Origin of the sequence: Bacillus sp. FSL W8-1141 (assembly GCF_038593205.1) — a bacterium.
In the GTDB taxonomy this organism is placed as follows: domain Bacteria; phylum Bacillota; class Bacilli; order Bacillales; family Bacillaceae; genus Bacillus; species Bacillus altitudinis.
Genome location: NZ_CP151973.1, coordinates 2,854,121 through 2,874,973 on the forward strand (window position 1 = coordinate 2,854,121; position 20,853 = coordinate 2,874,973).

The 20,853-nt window shown below is 41.4% G+C and carries 25 protein-coding genes; 1 reads left to right on the top strand and 24 read right to left on the bottom strand.

Annotated features, from left to right (window positions below):
- Positions 1 to 5: 5 nt before the first annotated feature.
- Genes NSQ52_RS14735 through NSQ52_RS14785 form a run of 11 tightly spaced genes read right to left on the bottom strand, consistent with a single transcriptional unit; the run spans position 6 to position 10,387 of the window.
- Positions 6 to 884, bottom strand: coding sequence for a hypothetical protein (locus tag NSQ52_RS14735; RefSeq protein WP_335364745.1), 879 nt, complete (start codon positions 882 to 884; stop codon positions 6 to 8).
- 15 nt (positions 885 to 899) lie between these two features.
- Positions 900 to 1,283, bottom strand: coding sequence for a phage tail protein (locus NSQ52_RS14740; RefSeq protein WP_017359000.1), 384 nt, complete (start codon positions 1,281 to 1,283; stop codon positions 900 to 902).
- A gap of 11 nt (positions 1,284 to 1,294) precedes the next feature.
- A complete protein-coding gene (locus NSQ52_RS14745; protein WP_342473509.1) occupies positions 1,295 to 2,218 on the bottom strand; it encodes a YmfQ family protein in 924 nt (307 codons plus the stop codon).
- Entirely contained in the window at positions 2,205 to 3,251 is a 1,047-nt protein-coding gene (locus tag NSQ52_RS14750) for a baseplate J/gp47 family protein (RefSeq protein ID WP_057079155.1), read from the bottom strand. The genes NSQ52_RS14745 and NSQ52_RS14750 overlap by 14 nt, the downstream gene beginning before the upstream one ends.
- Positions 3,244 to 3,666: a DUF2634 domain-containing protein gene (locus NSQ52_RS14755; protein ID WP_342473511.1), complete on the bottom strand. Its 423-nt coding sequence runs from the start codon at positions 3,664 to 3,666 to the stop codon at positions 3,244 to 3,246. Before NSQ52_RS14755 ends, NSQ52_RS14750 begins: the two co-directional genes overlap by 8 nt.
- Positions 3,667 to 3,680: 14 nt before the next feature.
- Positions 3,681 to 3,947: a DUF2577 family protein gene (locus NSQ52_RS14760; RefSeq protein WP_017358996.1), complete on the bottom strand. Its 267-nt coding sequence runs from the start codon at positions 3,945 to 3,947 to the stop codon at positions 3,681 to 3,683.
- Complete coding sequence (locus tag NSQ52_RS14765; protein ID WP_017367933.1) at positions 3,944 to 4,954, bottom strand: hypothetical protein; 1,011 nt, start codon at positions 4,952 to 4,954, stop codon at positions 3,944 to 3,946. Before NSQ52_RS14765 ends, NSQ52_RS14760 begins: the two co-directional genes overlap by 4 nt.
- An 11-nt stretch (positions 4,955 to 4,965) precedes the next feature.
- On the bottom strand, positions 4,966 to 5,634 hold the full coding sequence (locus NSQ52_RS14770; protein WP_007500584.1) for a LysM peptidoglycan-binding domain-containing protein: 669 nt from the start codon (positions 5,632 to 5,634) through the stop codon (positions 4,966 to 4,968).
- Positions 5,627 to 9,712, bottom strand: coding sequence for a transglycosylase SLT domain-containing protein (locus tag NSQ52_RS14775; RefSeq protein WP_342473512.1), 4,086 nt, complete (start codon positions 9,710 to 9,712; stop codon positions 5,627 to 5,629). Before NSQ52_RS14775 ends, NSQ52_RS14770 begins: the two co-directional genes overlap by 8 nt.
- A 55-nt stretch (positions 9,713 to 9,767) precedes the next feature.
- On the bottom strand, positions 9,768 to 9,905 hold the full coding sequence (locus NSQ52_RS14780) for a hypothetical protein (protein ID WP_008344097.1): 138 nt from the start codon (positions 9,903 to 9,905) through the stop codon (positions 9,768 to 9,770).
- 41 nt (positions 9,906 to 9,946) lie between these two features.
- Entirely contained in the window at positions 9,947 to 10,387 is a 441-nt protein-coding gene (locus NSQ52_RS14785; protein ID WP_012011040.1) for a phage portal protein, read from the bottom strand.
- Between the two features lie 152 nt (positions 10,388 to 10,539).
- Here NSQ52_RS14785 and NSQ52_RS14790 point away from each other — a divergent pair, with 152 nt between their 5' ends.
- Positions 10,540 to 10,629 (top strand): putative holin-like toxin, encoded by a 90-nt coding sequence (locus NSQ52_RS14790; protein ID WP_072368332.1) that lies wholly within the window; start codon positions 10,540 to 10,542, stop codon positions 10,627 to 10,629.
- 277 nt (positions 10,630 to 10,906) lie between these two features.
- On the opposite strand, the gene NSQ52_RS14795 is transcribed toward NSQ52_RS14790, so the two are convergent.
- From NSQ52_RS14795 to NSQ52_RS14855, 13 genes are all read right to left on the bottom strand, one after another.
- Positions 10,907 to 11,350 (bottom strand): phage tail tube protein, encoded by a 444-nt coding sequence (locus NSQ52_RS14795; RefSeq protein ID WP_003213309.1) that lies wholly within the window; start codon positions 11,348 to 11,350, stop codon positions 10,907 to 10,909.
- A 1-nt stretch (position 11,351) separates the two neighbouring features.
- Positions 11,352 to 12,698: a phage tail sheath family protein gene (locus NSQ52_RS14800; RefSeq protein ID WP_024719687.1), complete on the bottom strand. Its 1,347-nt coding sequence runs from the start codon at positions 12,696 to 12,698 to the stop codon at positions 11,352 to 11,354.
- Between the two features lie 3 nt (positions 12,699 to 12,701).
- Complete coding sequence (locus tag NSQ52_RS14805) at positions 12,702 to 12,914, bottom strand: hypothetical protein (protein ID WP_008344108.1); 213 nt, start codon at positions 12,912 to 12,914, stop codon at positions 12,702 to 12,704.
- The gene (locus tag NSQ52_RS14810) at positions 12,901 to 13,356 is read right to left on the bottom strand and encodes a DUF6838 family protein (protein ID WP_041091933.1); all 456 of its coding nucleotides are present in this window, start codon (positions 13,354 to 13,356) and stop codon (positions 12,901 to 12,903) included. Before NSQ52_RS14810 ends, NSQ52_RS14805 begins: the two co-directional genes overlap by 14 nt.
- A 4-nt stretch (positions 13,357 to 13,360) precedes the next feature.
- Positions 13,361 to 13,858: an HK97 gp10 family phage protein gene (locus NSQ52_RS14815; RefSeq protein WP_342473513.1), complete on the bottom strand. Its 498-nt coding sequence runs from the start codon at positions 13,856 to 13,858 to the stop codon at positions 13,361 to 13,363.
- Complete coding sequence (locus tag NSQ52_RS14820) at positions 13,855 to 14,211, bottom strand: YqbH/XkdH family protein (RefSeq protein WP_057079151.1); 357 nt, start codon at positions 14,209 to 14,211, stop codon at positions 13,855 to 13,857. The genes NSQ52_RS14815 and NSQ52_RS14820 overlap by 4 nt, the downstream gene beginning before the upstream one ends.
- Positions 14,208 to 14,591, bottom strand: a complete 384-nt coding sequence (locus NSQ52_RS14825; RefSeq protein WP_024719690.1) for a DUF3199 family protein — start codon at positions 14,589 to 14,591, stop codon at positions 14,208 to 14,210. The genes NSQ52_RS14820 and NSQ52_RS14825 overlap by 4 nt, the downstream gene beginning before the upstream one ends.
- Positions 14,592 to 14,604: 13 nt before the next feature.
- Positions 14,605 to 15,528 (bottom strand): phage major capsid protein, encoded by a 924-nt coding sequence (locus NSQ52_RS14830; protein ID WP_008344119.1) that lies wholly within the window; start codon positions 15,526 to 15,528, stop codon positions 14,605 to 14,607.
- 22 nt (positions 15,529 to 15,550) lie between these two features.
- Entirely contained in the window at positions 15,551 to 16,639 is a 1,089-nt protein-coding gene (locus NSQ52_RS14835; protein WP_061420044.1) for an XkdF-like putative serine protease domain-containing protein, read from the bottom strand.
- A 34-nt stretch (positions 16,640 to 16,673) separates the two neighbouring features.
- Positions 16,674 to 18,131: a phage portal protein gene (locus tag NSQ52_RS14840; RefSeq protein ID WP_041507681.1), complete on the bottom strand. Its 1,458-nt coding sequence runs from the start codon at positions 18,129 to 18,131 to the stop codon at positions 16,674 to 16,676.
- Positions 18,128 to 19,429, bottom strand: coding sequence for a PBSX family phage terminase large subunit (locus NSQ52_RS14845; protein WP_165827459.1), 1,302 nt, complete (start codon positions 19,427 to 19,429; stop codon positions 18,128 to 18,130). The genes NSQ52_RS14840 and NSQ52_RS14845 overlap by 4 nt, the downstream gene beginning before the upstream one ends.
- Before the next feature lie 8 nt (positions 19,430 to 19,437).
- On the bottom strand, positions 19,438 to 20,085 hold the full coding sequence (gene terS, locus NSQ52_RS14850) for a phage terminase small subunit (RefSeq protein ID WP_008344125.1): 648 nt from the start codon (positions 20,083 to 20,085) through the stop codon (positions 19,438 to 19,440).
- Between the two features lie 152 nt (positions 20,086 to 20,237).
- The gene (locus NSQ52_RS14855) at positions 20,238 to 20,756 is read right to left on the bottom strand and encodes a sigma-70 family RNA polymerase sigma factor (RefSeq protein ID WP_024719695.1); all 519 of its coding nucleotides are present in this window, start codon (positions 20,754 to 20,756) and stop codon (positions 20,238 to 20,240) included.
- Positions 20,757 to 20,853 lie beyond the last annotated feature (97 nt).

Consider the following 20,853-nt stretch of genomic DNA (forward strand, 5'->3'; position numbering starts at 1 on the left):
TCCTCCTACACTCTCGGGAAATTTCGTCCGCCTATTTCCGTAATATCGAAATAGTTGTACCAACCTGAATTATCAGATACATAACGACTAACGTCTCCGTCATACCCTACATATAGGTACATTTCTAAATAGTCCCCCTTATTAGCCGGTACATTTGCAGCACCATAAAGTCCCATACTAAAGCTCAACGTATCAGATGGGCTTACCGGACTTTGCCTTTGTTGTGCAATATTTTTATATCTTTTTCCATTCAAATAGATCGATAATTCAAAGTTCGCGTATCGTTGAAAGCTTTCAATATAAACACCTGCATTTACTAAATACATTCCATTTTCAGGGCAGATGAAGCGATTATTATTGATATCAAAATTGTTATGACTATCTTTTATTTTTCGATTAAAAAGGACTTTTTGGTACTCTCCCTTGGTTAACAGCTGCTTACCAGTTGTACCAATATTCGTATGAAGAAAACCAGATATTTTGTGCCACTCGGTCCAACCAGAGGCAATATACCACTGTCTAAACCAAATACCTGTACTAGTAAAATAACTACCTGCTTCATTACCATTGCCATAATAATATTGTACAAAACGATACTCGTTTATTTTTTCGTTCTTCACAAAACCATATCTTGTAGGGTATCCAGTATCATTCGATTCAGTAATAGCCATCAACGTAATGCCAATCGGATATTCCTCACCGCTGACTGATGCATCTTGAATGGCTTGATCGCCTGTTAAAATGAACAAGCTTTCATTTGTGATTCCTTCTAATTGTTTACTGAGCGCATTATCATTCTCCACAAGTGTGTTGACCATCCGGTTAAATAAGTTGGCATGGGCTTTGTCAGAGGTTTCAAACGGTAAAGGTGATTTTATGTCCACTTCTTTTCCCCTCCATTAATAAATATCATCAATCTCAAAAACAAATTCGATGTCGCCGTCTTTTTGTTTGTCTGTCATGGTGCGGATGGCGGTGAATTTGCCGGCCTCGTCGACAAGGGCTAGTTCATTGATGACTTCGCCTGCGAGTTCTCCTTCAGCGATGGTGCAGGTGTAGCGGATTTTTGCCGGTTCCATGAAGGTAAATGAATCAATATTTTTTTGAATCAGTTCTTTTTTGAGTGCTTGTTCGGTTCCGTCAAGAGAGATCGGTTTTCCATCCTTTGTTCCTCCATTTCCGAATGCCATTTTGACGACTTTTGTGAGTTTTGTTCCTTCTGCTCGTGCCTTTGCCATTTGTTGACGTGCATATAGTGTGGTTACGGTTAATTGATCAGCCATTGTGATCCTCCTTATAGGTCTATTTTTTTAGAAGTTGCTGCTAGCATTTTTGATCCATCAAGCGGAATGGATCCATCGAGAATCCAATAATGCTCCTTGATCAGTAAACTGCCGCCTTGTTCATTTTGAACATGTACCGGTAAGCGGAACGTCATCCTCTTTTTCGTTTGATGTGAAAGCTGGTTCTTTGCGCGCAAAGTCAGCGTAGCTGCTTGCTTCGTTTCATGCGATGCTCCAGTCATGACATAATTCAGACGATATGCTGTTTCTTTCTCTTGTTGAAGCGGCATTCTCATCTTTAATGAATGCCGAAAGCGAGCAGGGACCTCCGTAATACCTCGTATCCCGCTAAGATAGAACGTTCCATTTAATACGAATTCACCATTGAGTAAAATTGGAATATGATCGAAAAAGCCCACTCTGCTTCGCAGTGTGAGCCGCTGGTGATGATCATTTGTTTCATGAACATCGGTATGATGAATGGCGGTGAACGTATACGCCAAATGTGCTGGCTTTAACGTTTCGAGTATTTCGACGATATATCTTGTGTTTTGCAGGTCATCCAGGTTGACACGCAATGCAAAATGATAACGATTGGTTGTAAGTCGGATGATCGCACTCGGATTTTTAAGAAATCGATTCACAGATTTCTCTAATGAAAGATACGTAATTGGTGGAATGTTCGACATCATATTAAGTAATCGCGCTCTGCGCAGCTCAATCGAATCATCTGACTCTCGCTGCACCTTGAGCATTCTTTCCCATCGATTCAATCCCCACGTCGCTGTTAAAGGGAAGAACTGATCCGTTACATCAAAAATGGATTCGTCCAATTGTTCAAACTCTGGTGCCTCTGTTTTTAGTAAATGATCCACATCATAAATCTCTGTGAAATAAGGCGGCAAGTAGTTTTTCATTTCATCAAGTTTGCTCAATAACCTTCACCTGCCTCAGACGTGGTATCTCAATGTCCTGTAATACTAAGTTTTTTGACTCCCCATTCAATAAGACGTTTGCATAATCAGACACACTCTCTGAATGGTACAAAATATCATTTAAGGCGGACATTCGAATCGTACTTTTTTCAAATGCGATTGATTTTAACAGTGCTTTGACCTTTTCTTCTATTTCTTTTTGCGCACCCTCAAGTGTCCAGTCCATCTGAAGTTCGACGGACACTTCTACGTCAATATCCAGCCACTTGGCGCTTTCCACGGTTGCTTTTGAACCAATAGGAGCTTGCCCTTCTCCTTCTCCCGGTACAGGATCGATATACTCCTGGACCCTTTTGACAAGAAGCTCAGATGCTACATCTAGATTGCCATCTGTGATGACAATTTTGACCGTTCCCTCTCCATTCCATAGCGGGAATACTTTCGCTCTGCCGACACCAACCACTTCCTCGGCCCACTTTTTGTAATGTGCTCTGTTGGCACTGACAGCCTCTCGCCTTGCGCGTATTAAATACCGATCGTATAATGACGCATCATCTTCTTCCTCTTGCCCTGGTATCACCAATTCCTTCATGATCATCGACTCTAGACCTGGAATTGTATCAAGCGATAGCAGCGGCTGACCTGTTAATTGCCCATTGCCGGCTGTACCTGTTGTCTCGCATTCAAGTGTACCGTCCTTTGAAAATTGAAAATAAACATCTTCAATAAAGAATCTTGATCCTGCTGGAATGTTTACGTTCTCTGGTTGAATGGTTACGGACCACACCGCTGTAGTGGCTGGCTTTCGTTCAATCCCCACTTCTGCTGCTCGTCGATCTAAAAATTCCCCCTGTGCTGTATCAGCAAAGACAAGCTCAAATACTTGATCAAGCCAAATATACGACTGAGCCAGTTCAGCAGCAGCAGGTGCCAAGGCATTCCAAATGACGCTGTTTTCTCTTTTATCTATGTCATCTGGCAGCCTGTCCAGCATTCTTTCCATCAACGCCTCATACGTTTGCTCCTCAAACATCTCCCTCCATCACCTCCTCTATTTCTAATGTGCCTTCATCTGTGACAATGGCTAGTTTGACTTGAAAGGCATCATTTTGCTTCGTGACCTCTATCTCTTCAATATGATCAATCCGCTCATCAACGACCAATGCTTCTTCTAGCAATCTTGGAATCTCCATTTCTTTGTATTCATCTGTTGCTTCTGTATCGGTCAATAGCTCCTGAATTTCAGTACCAATGTCGTGACTGTAAATGGGGTGTGCATAGCGCTCTGTTCTCAATGTCATATAAATAAATTGTCGGATCGCTTCAATGCCTGTAACGGCTTCATTTGTCAGCCTACCATTTTCAAAATCTATGCGATACGTCGTCGAGGTTTCTACCTCTTCGTCTTCTTCTGTTTCCTCGATTTCTTCCTCAGGTGAAAGTGCCACATTCATCACCTCCCTTACAATTTGTCGATGATGTAAAAGGACTGCCCTCCTGCCATTGCAAGTACCATAATGCTGTCTCCCCTTTTCAACTCATCATCCTCACCCTTATTTAAGCGTTTAGGCCAAATAAGCAGTTCTTCTGGAATGATCAGCTTACTATTTTCATTTAATCGGATGTGAAGAGGCGAAGCCATTGTGACCTCTCCAATCACCAGATCAATTGGAGAAGCTGCATCTACTGCATTGACAGCGAGTCGTTTAATTGCTTCACTTAATCTCATGCTTGATCACCCTTTGGCATGGAATTTTTCTCAACGACGTCAATTGTCATGGTGTGCTTCACTCCATTGAATTCATGCTTGTCTTGATCGATCCAGTAGGTTTTTTTGATGTTGATTTCAGGGATTTTCAAATAGATTGGCAGACCGCTTTGCAGTTCAGGGATTCCGAGTGCTTGTATGCTTTTCACTTCTTGTTTGACGCCTTTTTTTTCAGCTAGGCGTACTTTCGCTCTTTTTTGAAGCTGCGGCTGGTTGATTTGACCTGTGACCGTCTCCACATGCTGTAAAATGCCGTACTGACTCTGACCCGCTTTGTCCTGTTCGATCACCACAATATCTGATTTGCTACCTTTTTTCTTATTCTTCCCCTGTTCGTCTACAGACGTGCGCATCTTCACACGTGTTGCTGTCTCTTCAATGGAGGTGCTGTACTGATAACCGATGAGGTTGACGCCTGATTCAATGACCCACACGTCCTCTGGATCGGGCCAAGCTCTCAGTCCCATCTTGCCTTTAGCAGAATAAATTTGATAATTTCTACCGGTTTGCCGCTTCGTTTCTTTCAATGCTTTTAAAATGATGTCATATAAACTCGTGTCATTTTTAAAAACGAGAGACTTCATGACATGTCCTGTATTTGCGATGGATGTCATAGGAATTTGAAAGTCTGCCCCGATCCGCCTCAAAATTTGATCTGCCCGTTGATTTGAAAAAACATATACATCTTGGTTTTTCACTAAATATTGGAGCATATCGTATGCGGTAAAGGTCAGCTTTCCTTCAACAGGCGTCCTAGAAAACACGATGCCTCTGAACAGCTCTTTTCCTTTCCATTTAAAAAGAACCGTGTCTCCTTCTGAGACACGGTAATATGTTTGACTGCCTTGCTTTGTGATAATATTCGCCTGAATAGAGCGAGGGGCCTGATACCTTTGCCCCTGAAGTGTCACACTCTCTGTGACAAGCTCATACATCGTGCCGCTTCTGATGGCAAAAAGCTCAATCAATGTCAGCCCCCCTATTGTGGTATTTTCAATTTTTGCCCTGGAAAAATCCAATGTCCCGGCTGTTTAATATTCCGTTTACTTCGTTTGATCATCGCTGCTTTATTGGCATTCCAAATACGCCGCCATTTTGTACTATCGCCATAAAAACGGCCTGAAATGGCCCAAAGAGTATCTCCTTTTTTGACAGTGTACAATTTTGGTGGTGTTTTTGAGGGTCTTTTCTTTTTGGTTTGTTTCGCTTTTTTCTTTCGTTTGATTTTCCTAGGCGATGCGGTTTTATATTCCTTTAACTCGATCGTAAATTCACGATCACCTATGTCATAAGACCCTTCCTTGTGTGTGAAGCTCTCAATGCTGCACGTCATATTGATTTTAGTCCCTGTCACAATTAGTCGCACAGACTTCTTTGAACGCATCATTCGTTCAATTTTCGCTATTGCATTCTCTGGTGATGGAATGCTTTTATATTCAGCAATTGGCGAATATTTCTTAGGAAATAATGAGGTGAATGATACTTGTTTAGCCGATGGTACATCAATAAAAGTCAGTTCTCCAAAGGAGGAGACCTTCACTGTTTCATTTTGTACATTATTTGTGATCTCAAGTTCGGATGGAAGCACAGGGAATCGCAACTTCTCCTTGCCTTGGGAAATCCACAATTGATACACTGATTTACCCATCGATCACGACCCCTTTCGTTCCTGTCTGAAGCTCTACTTCCAATTCGTCTACAAGCATTTGTCTAATTTTTTCGACAAGCGATTGCTGATCCTGTCCATTATGGAAATGCTGATCACCATTGAACTGGATGGTGATTTGTTTATTGCCTGACGTTGTTGCAGTCCCAGCTGACTGTGCTGAGGTGACTTGCTGCATCTGTGATTCTGGTAAAGGAGCAGATGCATTTGATGGATCATAGACTTGCATCCCAAGTGCCTTTGCTGCCTGCGTCAATAAATATCTCCCGCGAATGCCTCTTTCTTCTGGAATAATCCATTCGCGTTTGTTTCCTTCACCGACTCTAGCTACCTGCTCCTGAGTAATCAGACCGCCATTGGCGTAGCCTTTATAAGGACCGCCTCTTCTCATACTCCGTAATCCCGGTGTATTGAAGACTGTTCCATATCTGCCCTTAATGTAGTTAATGGCTGCTACGGCATTATGAATTGGGTTCCAAATATCATTCATGCCCTTGCCTTTATTGGAATGGAAGGTCGGCCCAATGGTTTGCATTAACCCTTTAGAAGGCGTTCCCTTCTTGGCGTTGGAATCCCACAAGTTGATGGCTTTCGGGTTACCATTTGATTCGTGCTGAGCAATTGTCATAAGACCTGGAAGCCAACTCATCGATGTGCCAGTCGCCATCAGAGCTGCCATGAGCCATTGCTGAACACTAAGACCTGAAGCACCCATACCGCTGAACGCTCCGATTAATGAACCCGCTTGATTTTCAGCAAACTTTTTCACATCAACTGAATCGAGCCCTTTGACGACACCAATCGATGCGAATTTCCCTAAATTCATCATGACACGTGAAGGAGAATGAATGTCTAGTTCTTCTCTAAACGCCTGTTCCACTTTCTTCGCCATTTCTTTGGCAGCTTGTGTGACTTCACTTGCTTTTGAACGCATGCCGCTATTGAAGGCGTCGATCATTCCTGAACCCCATCCTGGTGATTCTTGTTTGGCTTGCAGGAATGGTTGTTTGACGTGTTGGTCTACGTATTGGCTTGTGCCAGTAGATGTCATGTTTTGACCTGAAGCAAAGCCAGCAACAGTTTGTGAACCATAAATCGAAGAAGCTGCTTGAATTTGATTAAATGGTTGGTCAATATTGGCTTGTTTCCACTGATTAAGAGAAATTTTATTACTATTCATCCCCTTCTCAAAATCAGAAGTAAATTCTTTTCCATAACTAACGCCACTTTCGGAGTTGTTCATTGATATTGAACCTCTTCCAGATAAAGAAACAGATGAGGTTACGTCTGTCCTCTGCTTAGCTGAGACATTCGATGAAGCCAGATTACTAGCGCTTTTTGGCACAACATTCATCCCAAGGTGAGTTGCTGCTTGAGCAAGTAACATCTTCCCTCGACCTCTATTGTTTTCCGTTGGAATAACAAACTCCTTGCCCGCTTCCCCTATCCAAGAAAGCATAGGTTTAGTAATATACCCCCCAGTAGCTTTATGACCAACCTGATTTAAACCGGTTTTCTCTTCGCCTTTACCTATGAAAAATTCTATTACTCCGCCGCCTATTTCTTTTGCTTTATCTACTATTCTACCAATAAAACCAAACATTTTTTCCCACGTTTCTGTTAGTTCCTCAGCATGTTTCTTTAATGGCTCAAAGACATTTTTATTGAACCAATCACTCACTGTTTCCCAAACACCTTTGATCGTTTCCCAAACTGATTTAAACGTTTCCCAAACAAATTTTATTGCTGGTTCTGCATATTTTTGATACGGTTGCCATACGTTTTCATCAAACCAAGTAGAGAGTTTTTCCCATGTAGTTTTAATCCAGTTCCATGTATTTTGAAACAAATTCCACACAAAAGTAATGGCTGGCAATGCATATGTTTTAAACGGTGTCCAAACATATTCATTAAACCATTCAGAAAATACACTCCATGTTTCTTGAATCCAGTTCCACGTTTCAACAAGTTTGTTCCATACCCAGCCAATTGCTTCTATCGCATATTGACCGAATGGGTCCCAAACATTTGTTAAAAACCATTCAGAGAAAACACCCCATGTTTCTTGAATCCAGTTCCACGTTTCAACAAGCTTGTTCCATACCCAGCCAATTGCTTCTATCGCATATTGACCGAATGGGTCCCAAACATTTGTTAAAAACCATTCAGAAAATATCCCCCATGTTTCCTGAATCCAGTTCCATGTGTCAACAAGTTTATTCCACACCCAACCAATTGCTTCTATCGCATATTGGCCAAATGGTTCCCAAACATAATCCATGAACCATTTTGATGCTACTGCCCAAATATTTTTGATAATTGTCCATGCAACATCAAATACGCCAACTACAAAATTGATAATCGGAACTGAAAAATTATAAATAGGCAGCCAAACTTTTTCCATGAACCAAGAAGAAAGTTGTCCCCATTTTTCAGTGATCCAATTCCATGTCTCACCGAAGAATGTTGTAATAGGAGTTAATACATTATTATTGATCCATCCTGAAACTTTGTTCCAAGTATCTTTAATCCAATTAACTGCATTTTCAGCACCTTTGACAATGTCATCCCATTTTTTCTTCAAGGTTCCGTCATCAAACATCTTTCCGACCCATTTTCCTAAACCTTCACCTAAAATGCTTCCTAAAATTCCGCCGATTGCTGTTCCAATACCTGGTGCAATCATTGTTCCTATCGCGGCACCACCCATACCACCAGCAATGCCCCCGCCGAATCCTCCTACTTTTTCACCTACATTTTCTTTTGTTGTGCCAATTAATTCTGTTGCACTAAGTAAAGGCCCAAGTATGGGTACTTTTTTTAATAACTTGCCTGCACCTTTACCTAAATTTTTAAATGTATCTCCTAAGCCTTTTAGCTTATCAGTATCTTTGAATATCCCAGCGAGACCAGCTATAGCCATAATACCTGGAATTTTTTTGGTTAAACTGCCTAATTTAGTTGGAGATTTTTTATTCTTTTCAACCCTCGTAGTTCCAGTTGGATTATTCGGTTTGTTTTTCGGACCATTTCTATTATCTGTTTGGGTAGTTCCAGTTGGATTTAAACCTTTTGCACAACAAGAACAGCAGCTTATTTTAAATAAACCTTTTCCGTTTTGCGTTTGGTCTGAGTTCTGGTTACCCAACTGACCTGGTGAAGTATTATTATTAGACCCATCCGAGTTATTTGAAGGGTTTTTCGGACCAAGGATCAAATCTAATCCTTTGTTAAACCATTTATCTAGATACTCTTCAGGATTGATTTTAATTTTCTCACGAATTCGTCCGATTACTTCTTGCTTGTAGTCGTCTATTTTCGTTTCAATCCAAGGTAGCGCCTTTTCATCCCAAAATTTCCTAGGGCTTAATTTTTCCTTCAATTTATCTGAGACGTCACCTGCATATTTTTCAATTTCTTTTAACGCCTTGTTCCCCAAATTCCCCAGCCAGCTTTGTTTGTTTTCCTGCGTTTTTGTAGCAGCTGTCGCATTAGGTTTCTTTTTGATTTTCTTTTCTTTCACAACTGACTCTGCCTGATCTCGTTTTTTCAACTTACTCTTTGCATTGTCTTGAACAGACACTCTGATCTCATGTTTAGCCATTGTCAAGCTTTTGAGTGTCTTTTTGATTCGTTGAATGGCAGCGGTAGCTTGGTCAACCATGTTTAATCTCATATAGTATGTTCTGTTCATGAGTTGAAGGATTGATTTTTTGATTGATGACATTTTTCCTGACAACTGATCATTCAGTTTGAACGTCAGCAAGATTGGACTTGCTTGTGATTGTTTCAAGCGATCTATACTGGATTTAATGACATCTAGTCCTTTTGCTTGAATCGATATGACCATCTGTTTCGGTATCATGTTCAGCTGGTTTGTTAATGATTTGAGATCACGATAGATTCCTTGATCTAGCTTCATGGATAATACAGAAAACCTTCTAATCGATAAATTGAGGTTCCTTAGCTTCTTTTCATCCATTTCCAGGCTTATTTTCACCGGTTTTCTAAATGGTTTGAGCTGCTTCTCAAACGTTTGAAATCGTTTTTGAATGCGCAATAGCTTCTTTGATACTTTGTCTTCTAATTCAAATCGTGCAGTGAGCTTCGCCAGTTTATTTCCCTCCTTTCTTTGCTTCTTTTTCTAGCATGTCGAGTTTGTAGCTGATGAGTCCGAATAGGAATGCCTTAAATTGTCTTGGTGCTTCGTATAAATCGAGGAGCTCTGATGGAGAATAGTGAAGCTCATGCATGGCGTAATATAAAAACACCGCTTCCTTATCCCCATCTTTTATTAGTTTTTTGCTGCTTCTTCTAAATCTTCAATTTCGTCTTCAAATCCATTGATTTCAATCGCTTTGTTTAACCAGTTTGCATATTCACCGCCGACAGATAAAACACGTTTTGCAACTTCAACTGGATCTTGTGTGCTGTAGGCTTCTCTTAATTCCTTTGAACGGAAATCTGGATAAATCGTCGATTCAATGGCAATTCGTGCATAGAAGCGCTGGCTGTCTAAGTCTTTTACGCGGCCTCTGCCTTTGACATTTTTGAACGTGGTGTTTTCTTTTTCCAGTTCATCAATACGTTCCGTGGTAATCGCTTTGAAGACAAAAGGAATGACATTCCCTTTTTTATCAACAAAACGCTTAGAAATTGGTACTTTTACCTCTTCCGCTTCTACTGTTTGTCCTGGCATAAAAAATGAAAGATCAAATGTTTGTTTTTCGCTCATGTTTAAAAACTCCCTTTTGTTTGTTTTTTTTGAATACAAAAAAGCACATCCATTTTTGAATGTGCTTTCCAATCTTTTCATGTATAATTGAGAACGTACAATTGAACGGCTTGCTCAAGGGCGTCTGGCTCATCCCCGATAGGAAGGGGGTGATGCTCATGTCAACATTCCAAGCACTGATGTTAATGCTTGCTTTCGGGTCATTTATCATTGCCCTGTTGACATATATAGACAAAAAATAGACTCCCCCTTGAGCTTTGGTAGGTGAAAGGGAAAGTCTATCCTTAAAACTATCTAATTGATAAGCCAGCCCCTTGAAGGGCCTCATTGTACATTGCCGGGATGTTAGCGCATCCTGGCTTCTTTTTATTGTATGCAAATCGCTTTGCATGTAAACATAATTTTGTGTGTCATTTATTGCAATGTGCATTACAAATGCATTCATTTTTCATTACATTTGCATTATAGCATATTTGGTTTTTATTTAGCTAATTAATTAGCTAATTTCCTCCACATTTCTTAGAAAGAATTCTTCAGCTTTTCAGGCAGATCAAAGTCTTCAAATGTAAATGGAACTTCTTCTTCAAGTGCCTCTGAATCGACATCTAGTCCAGCAATTTTAGCTGAATCAAAGTTGACATCGAATAATGTCACACGCTCTGTGCCTCGGCCTGATGATTTATCATCAATTACCGCTTGAAGAGTGAAATAAGGATCTTCCCCTTTTTTCACATAGTTGAGCATGAGTTGAACGAAACGTGACGTAACTTTATAGAATGTTGCTGTTCCTGTTCCGTTTGCCCCAGTTGTTTTATGGCCAGTCATTCGGCGGCCCATTACGTTCACTTCTGATTTATTTTTCTCCACGTTTGCTTCAAACGTTTTGATAAAGGCAAGCTCCTCACCTTCTAAGAAAAGACGACCTTCTTTACCTGAGATTGTATTTTGCGCTTTAAAAGCCATCTTACTTCACCTCCACATTGAAATAGAATTTTTCTGCTGCGTCTACTGGCTGTACTGCTAAATCGATGATAAATCCATCACGATCTTCATTGAGGCCAATGACGATATCTGTTTCTGAGTTAAAGCCTGTAATACCGCTGCCATCTTGAAGTTGTGTGAGATACTGTGTAATCAGTGTTTTCACAAGCTGCACTCCATCATCAGATGCTGGAATGTCATTGCCATTGGCTTTGCGTAATTTAATCAAATTTTTCAGTTCAAATGTTAAATCATTGTTGATTGCATCTAGCACACGGATGATTTTGTTTTTCGCCATTTGCTGGTTCTTTTCAACCGTGAAGCTTGTCAAAGAGTTAATATCTTTTTCAACGCTCACCGTGCGGTCTCTTGCATCGAAAGTGAAAAGAAACTCTCCTTGTGATAAACGGTATTCTACTTGATCATTATCAAGACGCTCTAATGTATCGACTGCGCCTTCGTATTCAACAAAGGTCAGTGACTGATTAAAAGTCGCTCCTGCACTTGCTCCCGCGACCCAAGCTGTTGTTTGAGCAGGCGCGAGTTCTGTTCCGTCTTCTAAAACAACACCGCTTGTGACATTGATGATACCTTCTTGATCAGCTGCATAGTTAGCCACAACGCCTTGCACCTTACGTCCTTGCTTATTACGTAAACGCTCAATAAATGACGCGAATGTTGCTTTTAATTGCTCACTATTATCGACTGGGAGTGCAATAACATCAAAGTATTCCGTTTCAGCTGCTTCTAGGAAAGCTGTATAATCTGCGACACTTGCCACACCGTTTTTCCCGCCGCTTAAAGCCGCTCCAGCAGTAATGACCGCTTCGCCTTCACCAGAAAATTGAACGTATTTGTTTTTCACAAGATCTTTGACATCTGTGACCACCTGTTTATCGACAATATCTGTTCCAAGATAGGTGATGACGTCACGTTTTGTGCTGTCGAGTACATTTTCTGCCACTTGAATGGTAATCTCATTTCCTTTTTGACCACCGTAATTGGCAGTAACCACAAAGTTTTCTGCGATTTCCGCTTTGGCTGGCTCTCCTTCGTTTAGGCGATAAAGCAAGACCGTTTGCGCTTTTTTCTTCGCTTCACGGAAAAGAAGAAGTGACTTATCATCAATGTTGAGCCCGACCTTTTTATTTAAGTCTTCCATATCGGAAACGGAAATAAAGGTTTTTGGTTCTCCCCAGCTCATGACAAGAGGAAGTGCAACTGTTCCTCGCTCGCCTAAAGTAATTCGCTGCTCTGCTGTTGTTTTAAAATTAAAGTAAATGCCAGGACGCTTTTTCTCTGTACCTGGTGTAAAAGTGCCTCCGTTCATCCTTTAAACCTCCTTGGACAAAAAAGCATCGATGTGCTTCTTTGCTTCTGTTTTTGTAATTGGTTGATGTTTGATATAAAAAAGAGCACCTTCAAGGATTTCTGGTTTTACCCCAAAAAGATCCTTACTGTGCTCTTTTAAGGCTTCAAATGAAAAGCCAAATTCTTTTTCTTCGCCCGCTGTTTGATCGAGCTGTGTTTTTTTAGTCTTGCTCACGTTTGATCACCCCATCTGAAAAATTGATATCTTCTAGGCTTGGCTGTTTATCTCGGTTGTACCAATAGCTGCTATCCCATGTCAGGACAATCGCTGCTACACCTTGATCTATGATTCTTGTTTCCACTCTTTTTATGCGGACATAATCATCAAGCACCTCTCCATCTTCACTGATCATCTGAATGATTTGACGATCAGCAAGCAATGCATCGACGACTGTTTCCGCCGCATCATGCGCTTTTTCTGTATCCATATGAAACACTTTCACTTGCAGCGAATAAGATTTCATAAAAGTAGACACTGTATCTGGACCACTAATGACAGTCACTGGCGGCACATAAACAGATGGCACTTGAAAACGCTCTGGCAGAAGACGATCATACATTTTCACAGGAAAGTGTGTGTATATATAATGCATGATTGCCCCGACTTCTTGATTCATTCCATCACCTCCCAAAATGTCGATCGATCCAGCTTTGAAGCTTTCGATCCAGCGAGTGTTCAAACATTTGTTCATAGAGCATGACGGCATGATCCCAGTACCCATTTCCTTCAATCCATTGAGATGAAAGCATCATGCCAGTACTGGCATTCGGATCATATTCAAAGCGGCTGCCGTTCCATCTCCCAGGCACCCATCTTCGTTCTCCATTTGAAGAAATGGCATGTCCATCATTCACGTAAGAGGCATAATCAAGCTGTGTCCCTACTTCTAGCGTGAGCCCGCCTCGGGAAGTGAGAAAGTGATTCTCCTTGTCACCTTTTTGAAAGGAATTGAGGAGACGGCCTGTATCAACAGCCTTTTCTTTGATGATTTCATCTTGAATGATGTCTAAAAACTGTAAGCCCATTTCCTGTAACCACTCTTGATATTGCGCCGTTAAGCCGCCACTATTTTCCTGTTGGAGCTGGGATAGCAGCCGGTCAAGTCCATCAATTTTCATAGGTTTTCCTTTCTGACGGCCATCACTTCCATGTGATGATTTTTCACTCTTTTTGGCTGCTGCAATTTGAGTGAGATGCCGTTCCACACCATTTTGTCATGCAAGCGAATGTCGCTTGCTAAAGGGAAATGGACGAGATAGGACTGATAGATGACTGTATTCGGTTCTTCTTGCACGAGTGACTGGCTTTTTTCTACAACATAGCAAGCCACATCTCTCATACTTGGTGTATCAGGATAAGTGAGATCCGTCTGCAGATCTCCTGCTGGTATACCAAATTTGCCGCGGATTGCCTCTTCATTCTCTAAGTGAAAAAGATCACAGCGATCCGTTAATAGAGAATCATAACTCATAATGATCTCACCTTTAAATTGGCGCTGCCGCCAGTTAGTGAAGGTTCAATATAATCAACAAGAAGGGCATACACATAAGGTCTGCCTTTCACTTTGTCCGCTGCCTTTGCATATGAATAATCACCCATTTTTTCTGAAGTCAAGCCTTTCATCATGGATTCATCATCATTCAGCATGGCAAAATACTGGGCCATTTTTAATAAGGCGATCCTTGCTTTTTCAGGAATGGGCTGATATTTTTCATGTGTAAAATCGTGCCCGACAATTTGAAATACCGCTGCTTCTGCTTCAATAATATCTGCCGCTAGTCTCTCTACAGAACGATTTTTCACGCGATCAAATACAGAATAGGCTTGTAGTTCCTCAGCAGAAATGATCATAGCCTGCTGTCACCTACTCTTTCACTTTCATTACTTTGGCTACAGCATCCTCTTCCTCAAATTTGCTGTCGAGCTTCGCTGTCAGAACAATGATAAACTTACGGCTGCGAATATCTTTTTCTACTTCAATACGAATATTGCGAGAAAACCCTACGATAATGTTTTTCGGATGTGTCAGTAAAATATCTGATACGTCTGTTCCTTCTTCATCATATGGCTGCATATTGGCAAGACCTTTGACCGGAACACCGAATGCAGAAGAAAGTCCGCCTTGAATCGCCGCATCTCCGAGACCTGTCTGACGGTTTGCTACTTGGTCTTTCCACTCGACCTCTAAACTTGGGGATGTATAAAAACGAAAATCCTGAGGTACACGTAAATATTTTGACGGCATCGCTTTATAGGCTTGTTTGAACATTTGACGGCTAATTTCCGCTCCATTCGCATCGACAATATGAGAAACTGCCTGTTTTCGTACGCCATCCATTTGAGCTAAAAATGGATCTTGTGATGTTGTATCACCGTTGACGATCAGTTCTTCAATATCGACTGCCGCTCGTTCCGCCAGCATTTGCATAATGGTCTGCTGAATCCCGTCTTTTTCAATGTTGTTTTCAATGCTGTCGTACGTCATATGGATCTCAGCAATGACTTCTTTTGCATTGAGCTGGACAGTGCTTGTCGCTGGGACAACACGGTCTTTTGCATCAAGCGCTTTGCCTTCTTCTGCTGGGCGTAAAATGCGCTGACCGAAGCCGATTTTTTCGATTTTTTGTGAATCACTTTCCATTGGAATGATACGTGCATCATTTAAAACGGTTGGTGTATTTTGCATCATTCTAATGAATGTGTTGGATTGGGCTGCGTTCATGAGACCGCCTGTTTTTAAGCTGGCAAGTGTCATTTCAGCCTTGCGAATCAACTCTTGATTTCTCACACTTTTTCCTCCTTATTTAGGCTTATAGTAAGCCATCCCATATGGGCTTTGTCATATCATTTTGTGTATCGTGATTTGTTTGTTTAGAAATGCCCCGCGCTTTTTCAAGCATGTGTATCCGCTCTGAAATAGGCAGTAGCTGTTGCTGAAGCACTTCCTGAATCGCTGCTTTTTCTCTGCCTGCTGATTTCTCTAAGGAAGAGAGCTGATGACGAATTGGCGCAACCACTTGCTCCAGCACTTTTTGCACAGGTTCTTCTTCACCTGTTTGATCTGTCCCTTGTTTATCCGCTTGTAAAACGTTGTCGATGGCCATTTTTGCTTTTTCTAGTTCGCGTACTTGATCAGTCGTTAATCCGGCATCTTGCTTTTGAACGGATGCTGGTCTTTCACCAATCGTTTGGAGGACATCATTTGTTTTCAACACATCCTGCACGATTGGAATCAATTGTTCAAGTGCCGCTCTTACGCTAGACTCATCACCATCACTTGACTGCAACGTTTCCAGCAGATGATCTAAAACGCTCCAAAATTGTTGTGGCATATTTGCACCTTCCTCTTTCAAAAAGAAATTTTTCAGCAAAGAAAAAAGCCCTCTCTCGTTCGTTTCTTGAGATAGGAGCTGATCGTGTTCCTCTATTGCGATGATGTCTGCTGTTCCAGCCATTGAGTAGCCTGTAATATGGCCTTGCTGAATTTGGTCCCAAATATCTTGTGATGCCTTTGTCACAAGTACCCAAGATCCTTTTTGAATCAGCTCCCCGCCTACTTCAAAATCCGCTGGGGCAATGTATGATTCGACGACTTCACCAACACCATCTTGAAAATCATGCTGTTTATCAATGTGACGGGCATCTTTCATAAAACCGTGTGCTGCTCTTTCAATTTCTTTGGCCGACATAAAGTCTTGATGTGCATCAGGTGTATTCGGTTCATACACGACGCCATATACGAGGCGATGCGCATCCTCTGCCTTCGTCAGGACACTGACTTCTTTTTGAAAGTCAGGCTGCTTTTTCTTTGCTTTCATCAAGAAAAATTTCTTTTGGTTGGCGGCCTTGTCCACATAGGAAACATGTGTAATTTTTGCGTTTTTTAATTCCCTTGGCATATGTTCACCCCCTTTCAAAAAAGCTCACGTCCTTTTATTTCTCCAGCTGGTTTGACTCGGATGGAGACAGCCCATCAGCTGTTTTTATGCGGCTTTCTAAAGGTCGGTGGTAGAATTCTTCCGGCCATTCCTCTAACGTCTTACCAAGAATACGCCCCGCAAGATCTCGCAAATCATTTGGCGATACTGCCCCAGCCTGAATAAATGGTGTCAGAACCTTCGCTATCTCTAATGGATCTCTAAAGTCAGGACCATTTAATAGAAAGCGGACATGCCATATATCTAAATCCGGGAGAAAAAGAGTATTGAGTTTCCCTGTAATAAGATGCCGCTCTGGCTGAAACACTTGCTCCTCCGTTGTTTTTCGCGCGGTATCTGCCGTGGCCTTGTTATAATCTTGTGACTCTCCTGTGTAAATAGGCGGCAGACGAAAAGCGGAGCGGATTTTGTTTCTCGTCTTTTCATCGTATTCTAAAAAGAGCGCATCCTCTTGCAGGATTTCCGCCAAGGATTTAAAGTTCACTTTGACATTTGATACATCTTCTTCACCTGTTAATCCTTTTTCTGTCGGAAGCCCTTCTACTTCAAGCAATAGAAACTTATGCGCATGATCAGACCCTTCAATATCATCCATATAATCTTGTAGCTGCTGATAAGAAGTCTCTGACAGCATGCCGTTTTCAACAATGATGGCACCAGGTACATGCCGTCCTTGCTTAAAATAAAGATAATTCAGCTCTTCTGCTTTTCGTGCGCCATACATATTGACGATGTTGCCAATCCAGCGGGGAATCCCATACGTCCCACTGCCAATTTTAAAATGAATGACTTCTGTTGCTTGAAGTGGTTCTGGTGTAGCATCATCGTACTTGCCTGTTTCACAATTTAATATGCGCGGATCACCATACTCCTTGAAAAAGACTTTCTTCTCATTGATGACCTGCACATATTTTCGGAATCGTTTCTTGCGATTCATCGTCTTTAATTCGCCGTTTTCTGTGTAGCGGAATTCGACGTCGACTGGCTCACTCAGTTTGCAAATGCGGATATGGAGTGCATCCAAATACTCGATTCCTGCCGGCTTTCCTTGTCCATCCCGCAGCACCTCTAAAAAGCCATTTCCTGTTTTCTCCCGGTCTTCTAGGACATAACCAAGAATCACGTCAGCAGACTCATCATAGTTCATGTATTTCGTAAACTCTTCGAGTCTTGTCCATTCCTTCTCGGCTGTCTTCTTTTTGACCGGTTTCACATCTTCCGCATTAAAATCAAAGGCGTATTCCACCCCAAAGCCAAAGCCTAAAATGTTTGTTCGATACGCATCTATACATTGCTGAAGAATCGTTGAGTATTCTGCCATGCTTTTTAATTCATTGATATGGTAGGGCGGCGGGACAATATCATCTTTTTCGTATGAAAATTCATCCTCATACATTTGTTTTGTATGATCAGACATGTTGGCCTTCATAATCGTTGCTTTTAATTGTTTCATTGTATGGACCTCCTCTCTCGGTTTGGACGGACACGCTCTGAAGCAGTCTGTTTCAAATCGGTCACCTCATAATCATCTAGTGCATACCAAATGGCGGATAATGTGTGTGGATCGATTTGAAATTCATCTTCCTCTAAGCGACCGTTCTTATCTGCCTTATAGGTTAGTGATTGAAGTTCATAGATGGTATAAGGGCAAGCATCAGAACAAATGATTTTCTTAAATCGTTTGATTTTCTTTGTATATTGCAAACGTGACCCTTGGAACTTATGCGCAGCGACCATTTGAAATCCGCGCTGCCGAAAATAGTGAATCGTTTTAGGTTCTGCTGCATCTGCCTTAATGAGTTCCTTTGATTCAACAAATTCTTTCAGATCAACAGCTGTTTCATCATCCGTTTTCCCGCGGTCGTAATATTCCCAATAAATATATAAGTACTTTTTTTCATGATCGACAGCTAACCGAATGAGCGCATTGTAGGATTCGACAAATCCAAAATCCATCCCCGCTCGTTTCAGCGGTCTTTCAATCTGCCCGATCGCTTCTAATACGTCAGCATGCTGTCTTACCTCAAATTGCGGAAACACTTTTGTGCCATTGATACCGAAGTATCCCTTCCTTGCAATTCGATAAAGATCTGGATCGTATTCTTTCAGCTCATCCAGCTGCTTGACATAGCTTTTAGGAAGAAATAGATTGTCTTCTGCTGTTGAGTGGTGATAGTACGTATCTTTTATCACGATGGTTCGCTGTTTGTATAAGGTTTCGTCATCAAGGACAAAACGTTTCAGCTGCTCGTCTCGAAAGAAATGTCTGTACGTCCAATTATCCTGACCAACGGGATTCGTCGATAACATCATATAAAGAGGTAAAACCGGATGTCTCAGCCTTCCAAGCAGTTCTTTAAACCCTTCATATGAAACCTCGGAACACTCCTCAATCCAAATAATTGAGATGTTGTTGATCGACTTCAATTTCTCAGGCTTGTCCAGTCCTTTAAATAAAATGCTGCTCCCATTGCGAAAAGTGAGAGCAAGTGGTGAACTGCGGCACTTTACTAGATGATCGATGCCAAGATCGCTGACGATTTCTTGTAAAAGAGAGTAGGTCGACTCCCGGTGCGTATCATACACTTCTCGAATGACAAGTGCTGTTCGTTTTTCCTCAAGCAGTTTTAAAACCAGCTTTAAAGCAATGTGATAGCTTTTGGAGGAGCCATAACCGCCTACTAAAAACTGAAACTTTTGATTCCAATCGAACAAAAAGTGTTCAAAGTGAGGATTGACTTCTTTTTCAATCAACGGCGTCATGAATCGTCCTCTTTTCTTTTGATCATGATATGAAGATCTTCTTCTTTTTCCTCACGAACTGCTTTTTTTGTTTTTTCGATTGTCAGCTCAATTTGCTTCAGCCTTAATCTTCGTTCATCTTTTGCGTGAGCGAGCTCTTCAAACTGTTTAATCAGCCGTCTTAGTTCTCCCATTGCACGAGATTGGGCATTTAAAAAAGTAGCATGCCGATCCCATGAAAATTGAAACGAAAATTCCTCTGCCGTGATCTCTGGCTCTGGATGAATGCCTTCGCCTGTTTCTTCCTCTAATGAAGAAGGCAAGTACGTCGCCTTTTTCAGTTCTTTGATCATGTCATCTTGATCTGCTACATGCATGATGCGCTGCGCTCGAATAATGGCTGCGTATTGAATTTGAATTTGATCCCAGATGATATCAAGAGATGTGCGCCCATCCATTTTTTCCATGATTTCAATCGTTTCATCTGAAAGAAATTGATGAAAGATCGAGTGCGCCTGCTTTGACGGTGTTTTTTGTCTTTGCCAGCCGTATCGTCTTTTCCATGATTTAACGGTATGGATGGAGACGTTGTAATGATCGGCTAGTTGCTGGTACGTCATCCCTTTCATATAATCCTGCTTAGCCTCTATCCGTTTATCTTTCATTTACATTCACCTGCCGCCTCCTTTTAGTTCGAATGATTCCCTGAAGAGAAATCATTTGTGCCGGGCTAGCAAACATTCGTTTGGTCTTTCTAACTATAGGTGGCAACTGTAAGACAAGCTTTTGAAGATTGATGTGATGAAAGAAAAAACACCTATTCAGCAGCTCTGAATAGGCGTTCTTGTACTTTTTTGGACATTTTGGTCCGAGCTCTTTCCATATGTTTTTGGACTGTTCCTTTTTTTACATCTAGCATGATCGCAATCTCGCTAAATGACAGACCCTGCGTTGTGTGCATAAAAAATACGTCCTTCTCTCGATCTGTCAAAACGGATAAGGCTTCGTCAATTCGCCTTTTGTCCCGCTCACTTACCTCTCTTTCTTTCTCTTGAATGAGGGTGTATTCATGTGATAAAGCCTCTAATACCTCTTGATTAGCAAGAATGGTGCGCTGATACACAGACCGTCTATCTAATCCTCTGCGTGCGCCTGGCTCTCTACCGATTTGAAGCCATTCCACCACGTATTCTAAATCACTGACCATACTGGCGATCATTTTTTGATCATGTTTGTCCTGATCTGACATCTGTTTCTCTTCTTTGTCTTTCAATTGTTCATATCGTTTTCTGGCATCTTTTAAACTTCTTTTATATTCAATCAGTAAATCTTGCATCTATGCTCTCTCCCTTTTTTAAGAAAATAAAAAACGGACACCAATCAGCCCCTTTTTATAGGGTCTTGATCAGTGTCCGCAGGCTTTCCGTCTTGGA

What these genes read in the sequence shown, in the direction of transcription:
- NSQ52_RS14740 (WP_017359000.1), bottom strand. Translation starts at nt 1,283, where the DNA reads ATGGCTGATCAATTAACCGTAACCACACTATATGCACGTCAACAAATG.
- NSQ52_RS14750 (WP_057079155.1), bottom strand. Translation starts at nt 3,251, where the DNA reads ATGTTTGAGGAGCAAACGTATGAGGCGTTGATGGAAAGAATGCTGGAC.
- NSQ52_RS14760 (WP_017358996.1), bottom strand. Translation starts at nt 3,947, where the DNA reads ATGAGATTAAGTGAAGCAATTAAACGACTCGCTGTCAATGCAGTAGAT.
- NSQ52_RS14770 (WP_007500584.1), bottom strand. Translation starts at nt 5,634, where the DNA reads ATGGGTAAATCAGTGTATCAATTGTGGATTTCCCAAGGCAAGGAGAAG.
- NSQ52_RS14780 (WP_008344097.1), bottom strand. Translation starts at nt 9,905, where the DNA reads ATGCATGAGCTTCACTATTCTCCATCAGAGCTCCTCGATTTATACGAA.
- NSQ52_RS14785 (WP_012011040.1), bottom strand. Translation starts at nt 10,387, where the DNA reads ATGAGCGAAAAACAAACATTTGATCTTTCATTTTTTATGCCAGGACAA.
- NSQ52_RS14790 (WP_072368332.1), top strand. Translation starts at nt 10,540, where the DNA reads ATGCTCATGTCAACATTCCAAGCACTGATGTTAATGCTTGCTTTCGGG.
- NSQ52_RS14795 (WP_003213309.1), bottom strand. Translation starts at nt 11,350, where the DNA reads ATGGCTTTTAAAGCGCAAAATACAATCTCAGGTAAAGAAGGTCGTCTT.
- NSQ52_RS14800 (WP_024719687.1), bottom strand. Translation starts at nt 12,698, where the DNA reads ATGAACGGAGGCACTTTTACACCAGGTACAGAGAAAAAGCGTCCTGGC.
- NSQ52_RS14810 (WP_041091933.1), bottom strand. Translation starts at nt 13,356, where the DNA reads ATGAATCAAGAAGTCGGGGCAATCATGCATTATATATACACACACTTT.
- NSQ52_RS14815 (WP_342473513.1), bottom strand. Translation starts at nt 13,858, where the DNA reads ATGAAAATTGATGGACTTGACCGGCTGCTATCCCAGCTCCAACAGGAA.
- NSQ52_RS14820 (WP_057079151.1), bottom strand. Translation starts at nt 14,211, where the DNA reads ATGAGTTATGATTCTCTATTAACGGATCGCTGTGATCTTTTTCACTTA.
- NSQ52_RS14825 (WP_024719690.1), bottom strand. Translation starts at nt 14,591, where the DNA reads ATGATCATTTCTGCTGAGGAACTACAAGCCTATTCTGTATTTGATCGC.
- NSQ52_RS14835 (WP_061420044.1), bottom strand. Translation starts at nt 16,639, where the DNA reads ATGCCAAGGGAATTAAAAAACGCAAAAATTACACATGTTTCCTATGTG.
- NSQ52_RS14840 (WP_041507681.1), bottom strand. Translation starts at nt 18,131, where the DNA reads ATGAAACAATTAAAAGCAACGATTATGAAGGCCAACATGTCTGATCAT.
- terS (WP_008344125.1), bottom strand. Translation starts at nt 20,085, where the DNA reads ATGAAAGATAAACGGATAGAGGCTAAGCAGGATTATATGAAAGGGATG.
- NSQ52_RS14855 (WP_024719695.1), bottom strand. Translation starts at nt 20,756, where the DNA reads ATGCAAGATTTACTGATTGAATATAAAAGAAGTTTAAAAGATGCCAGA.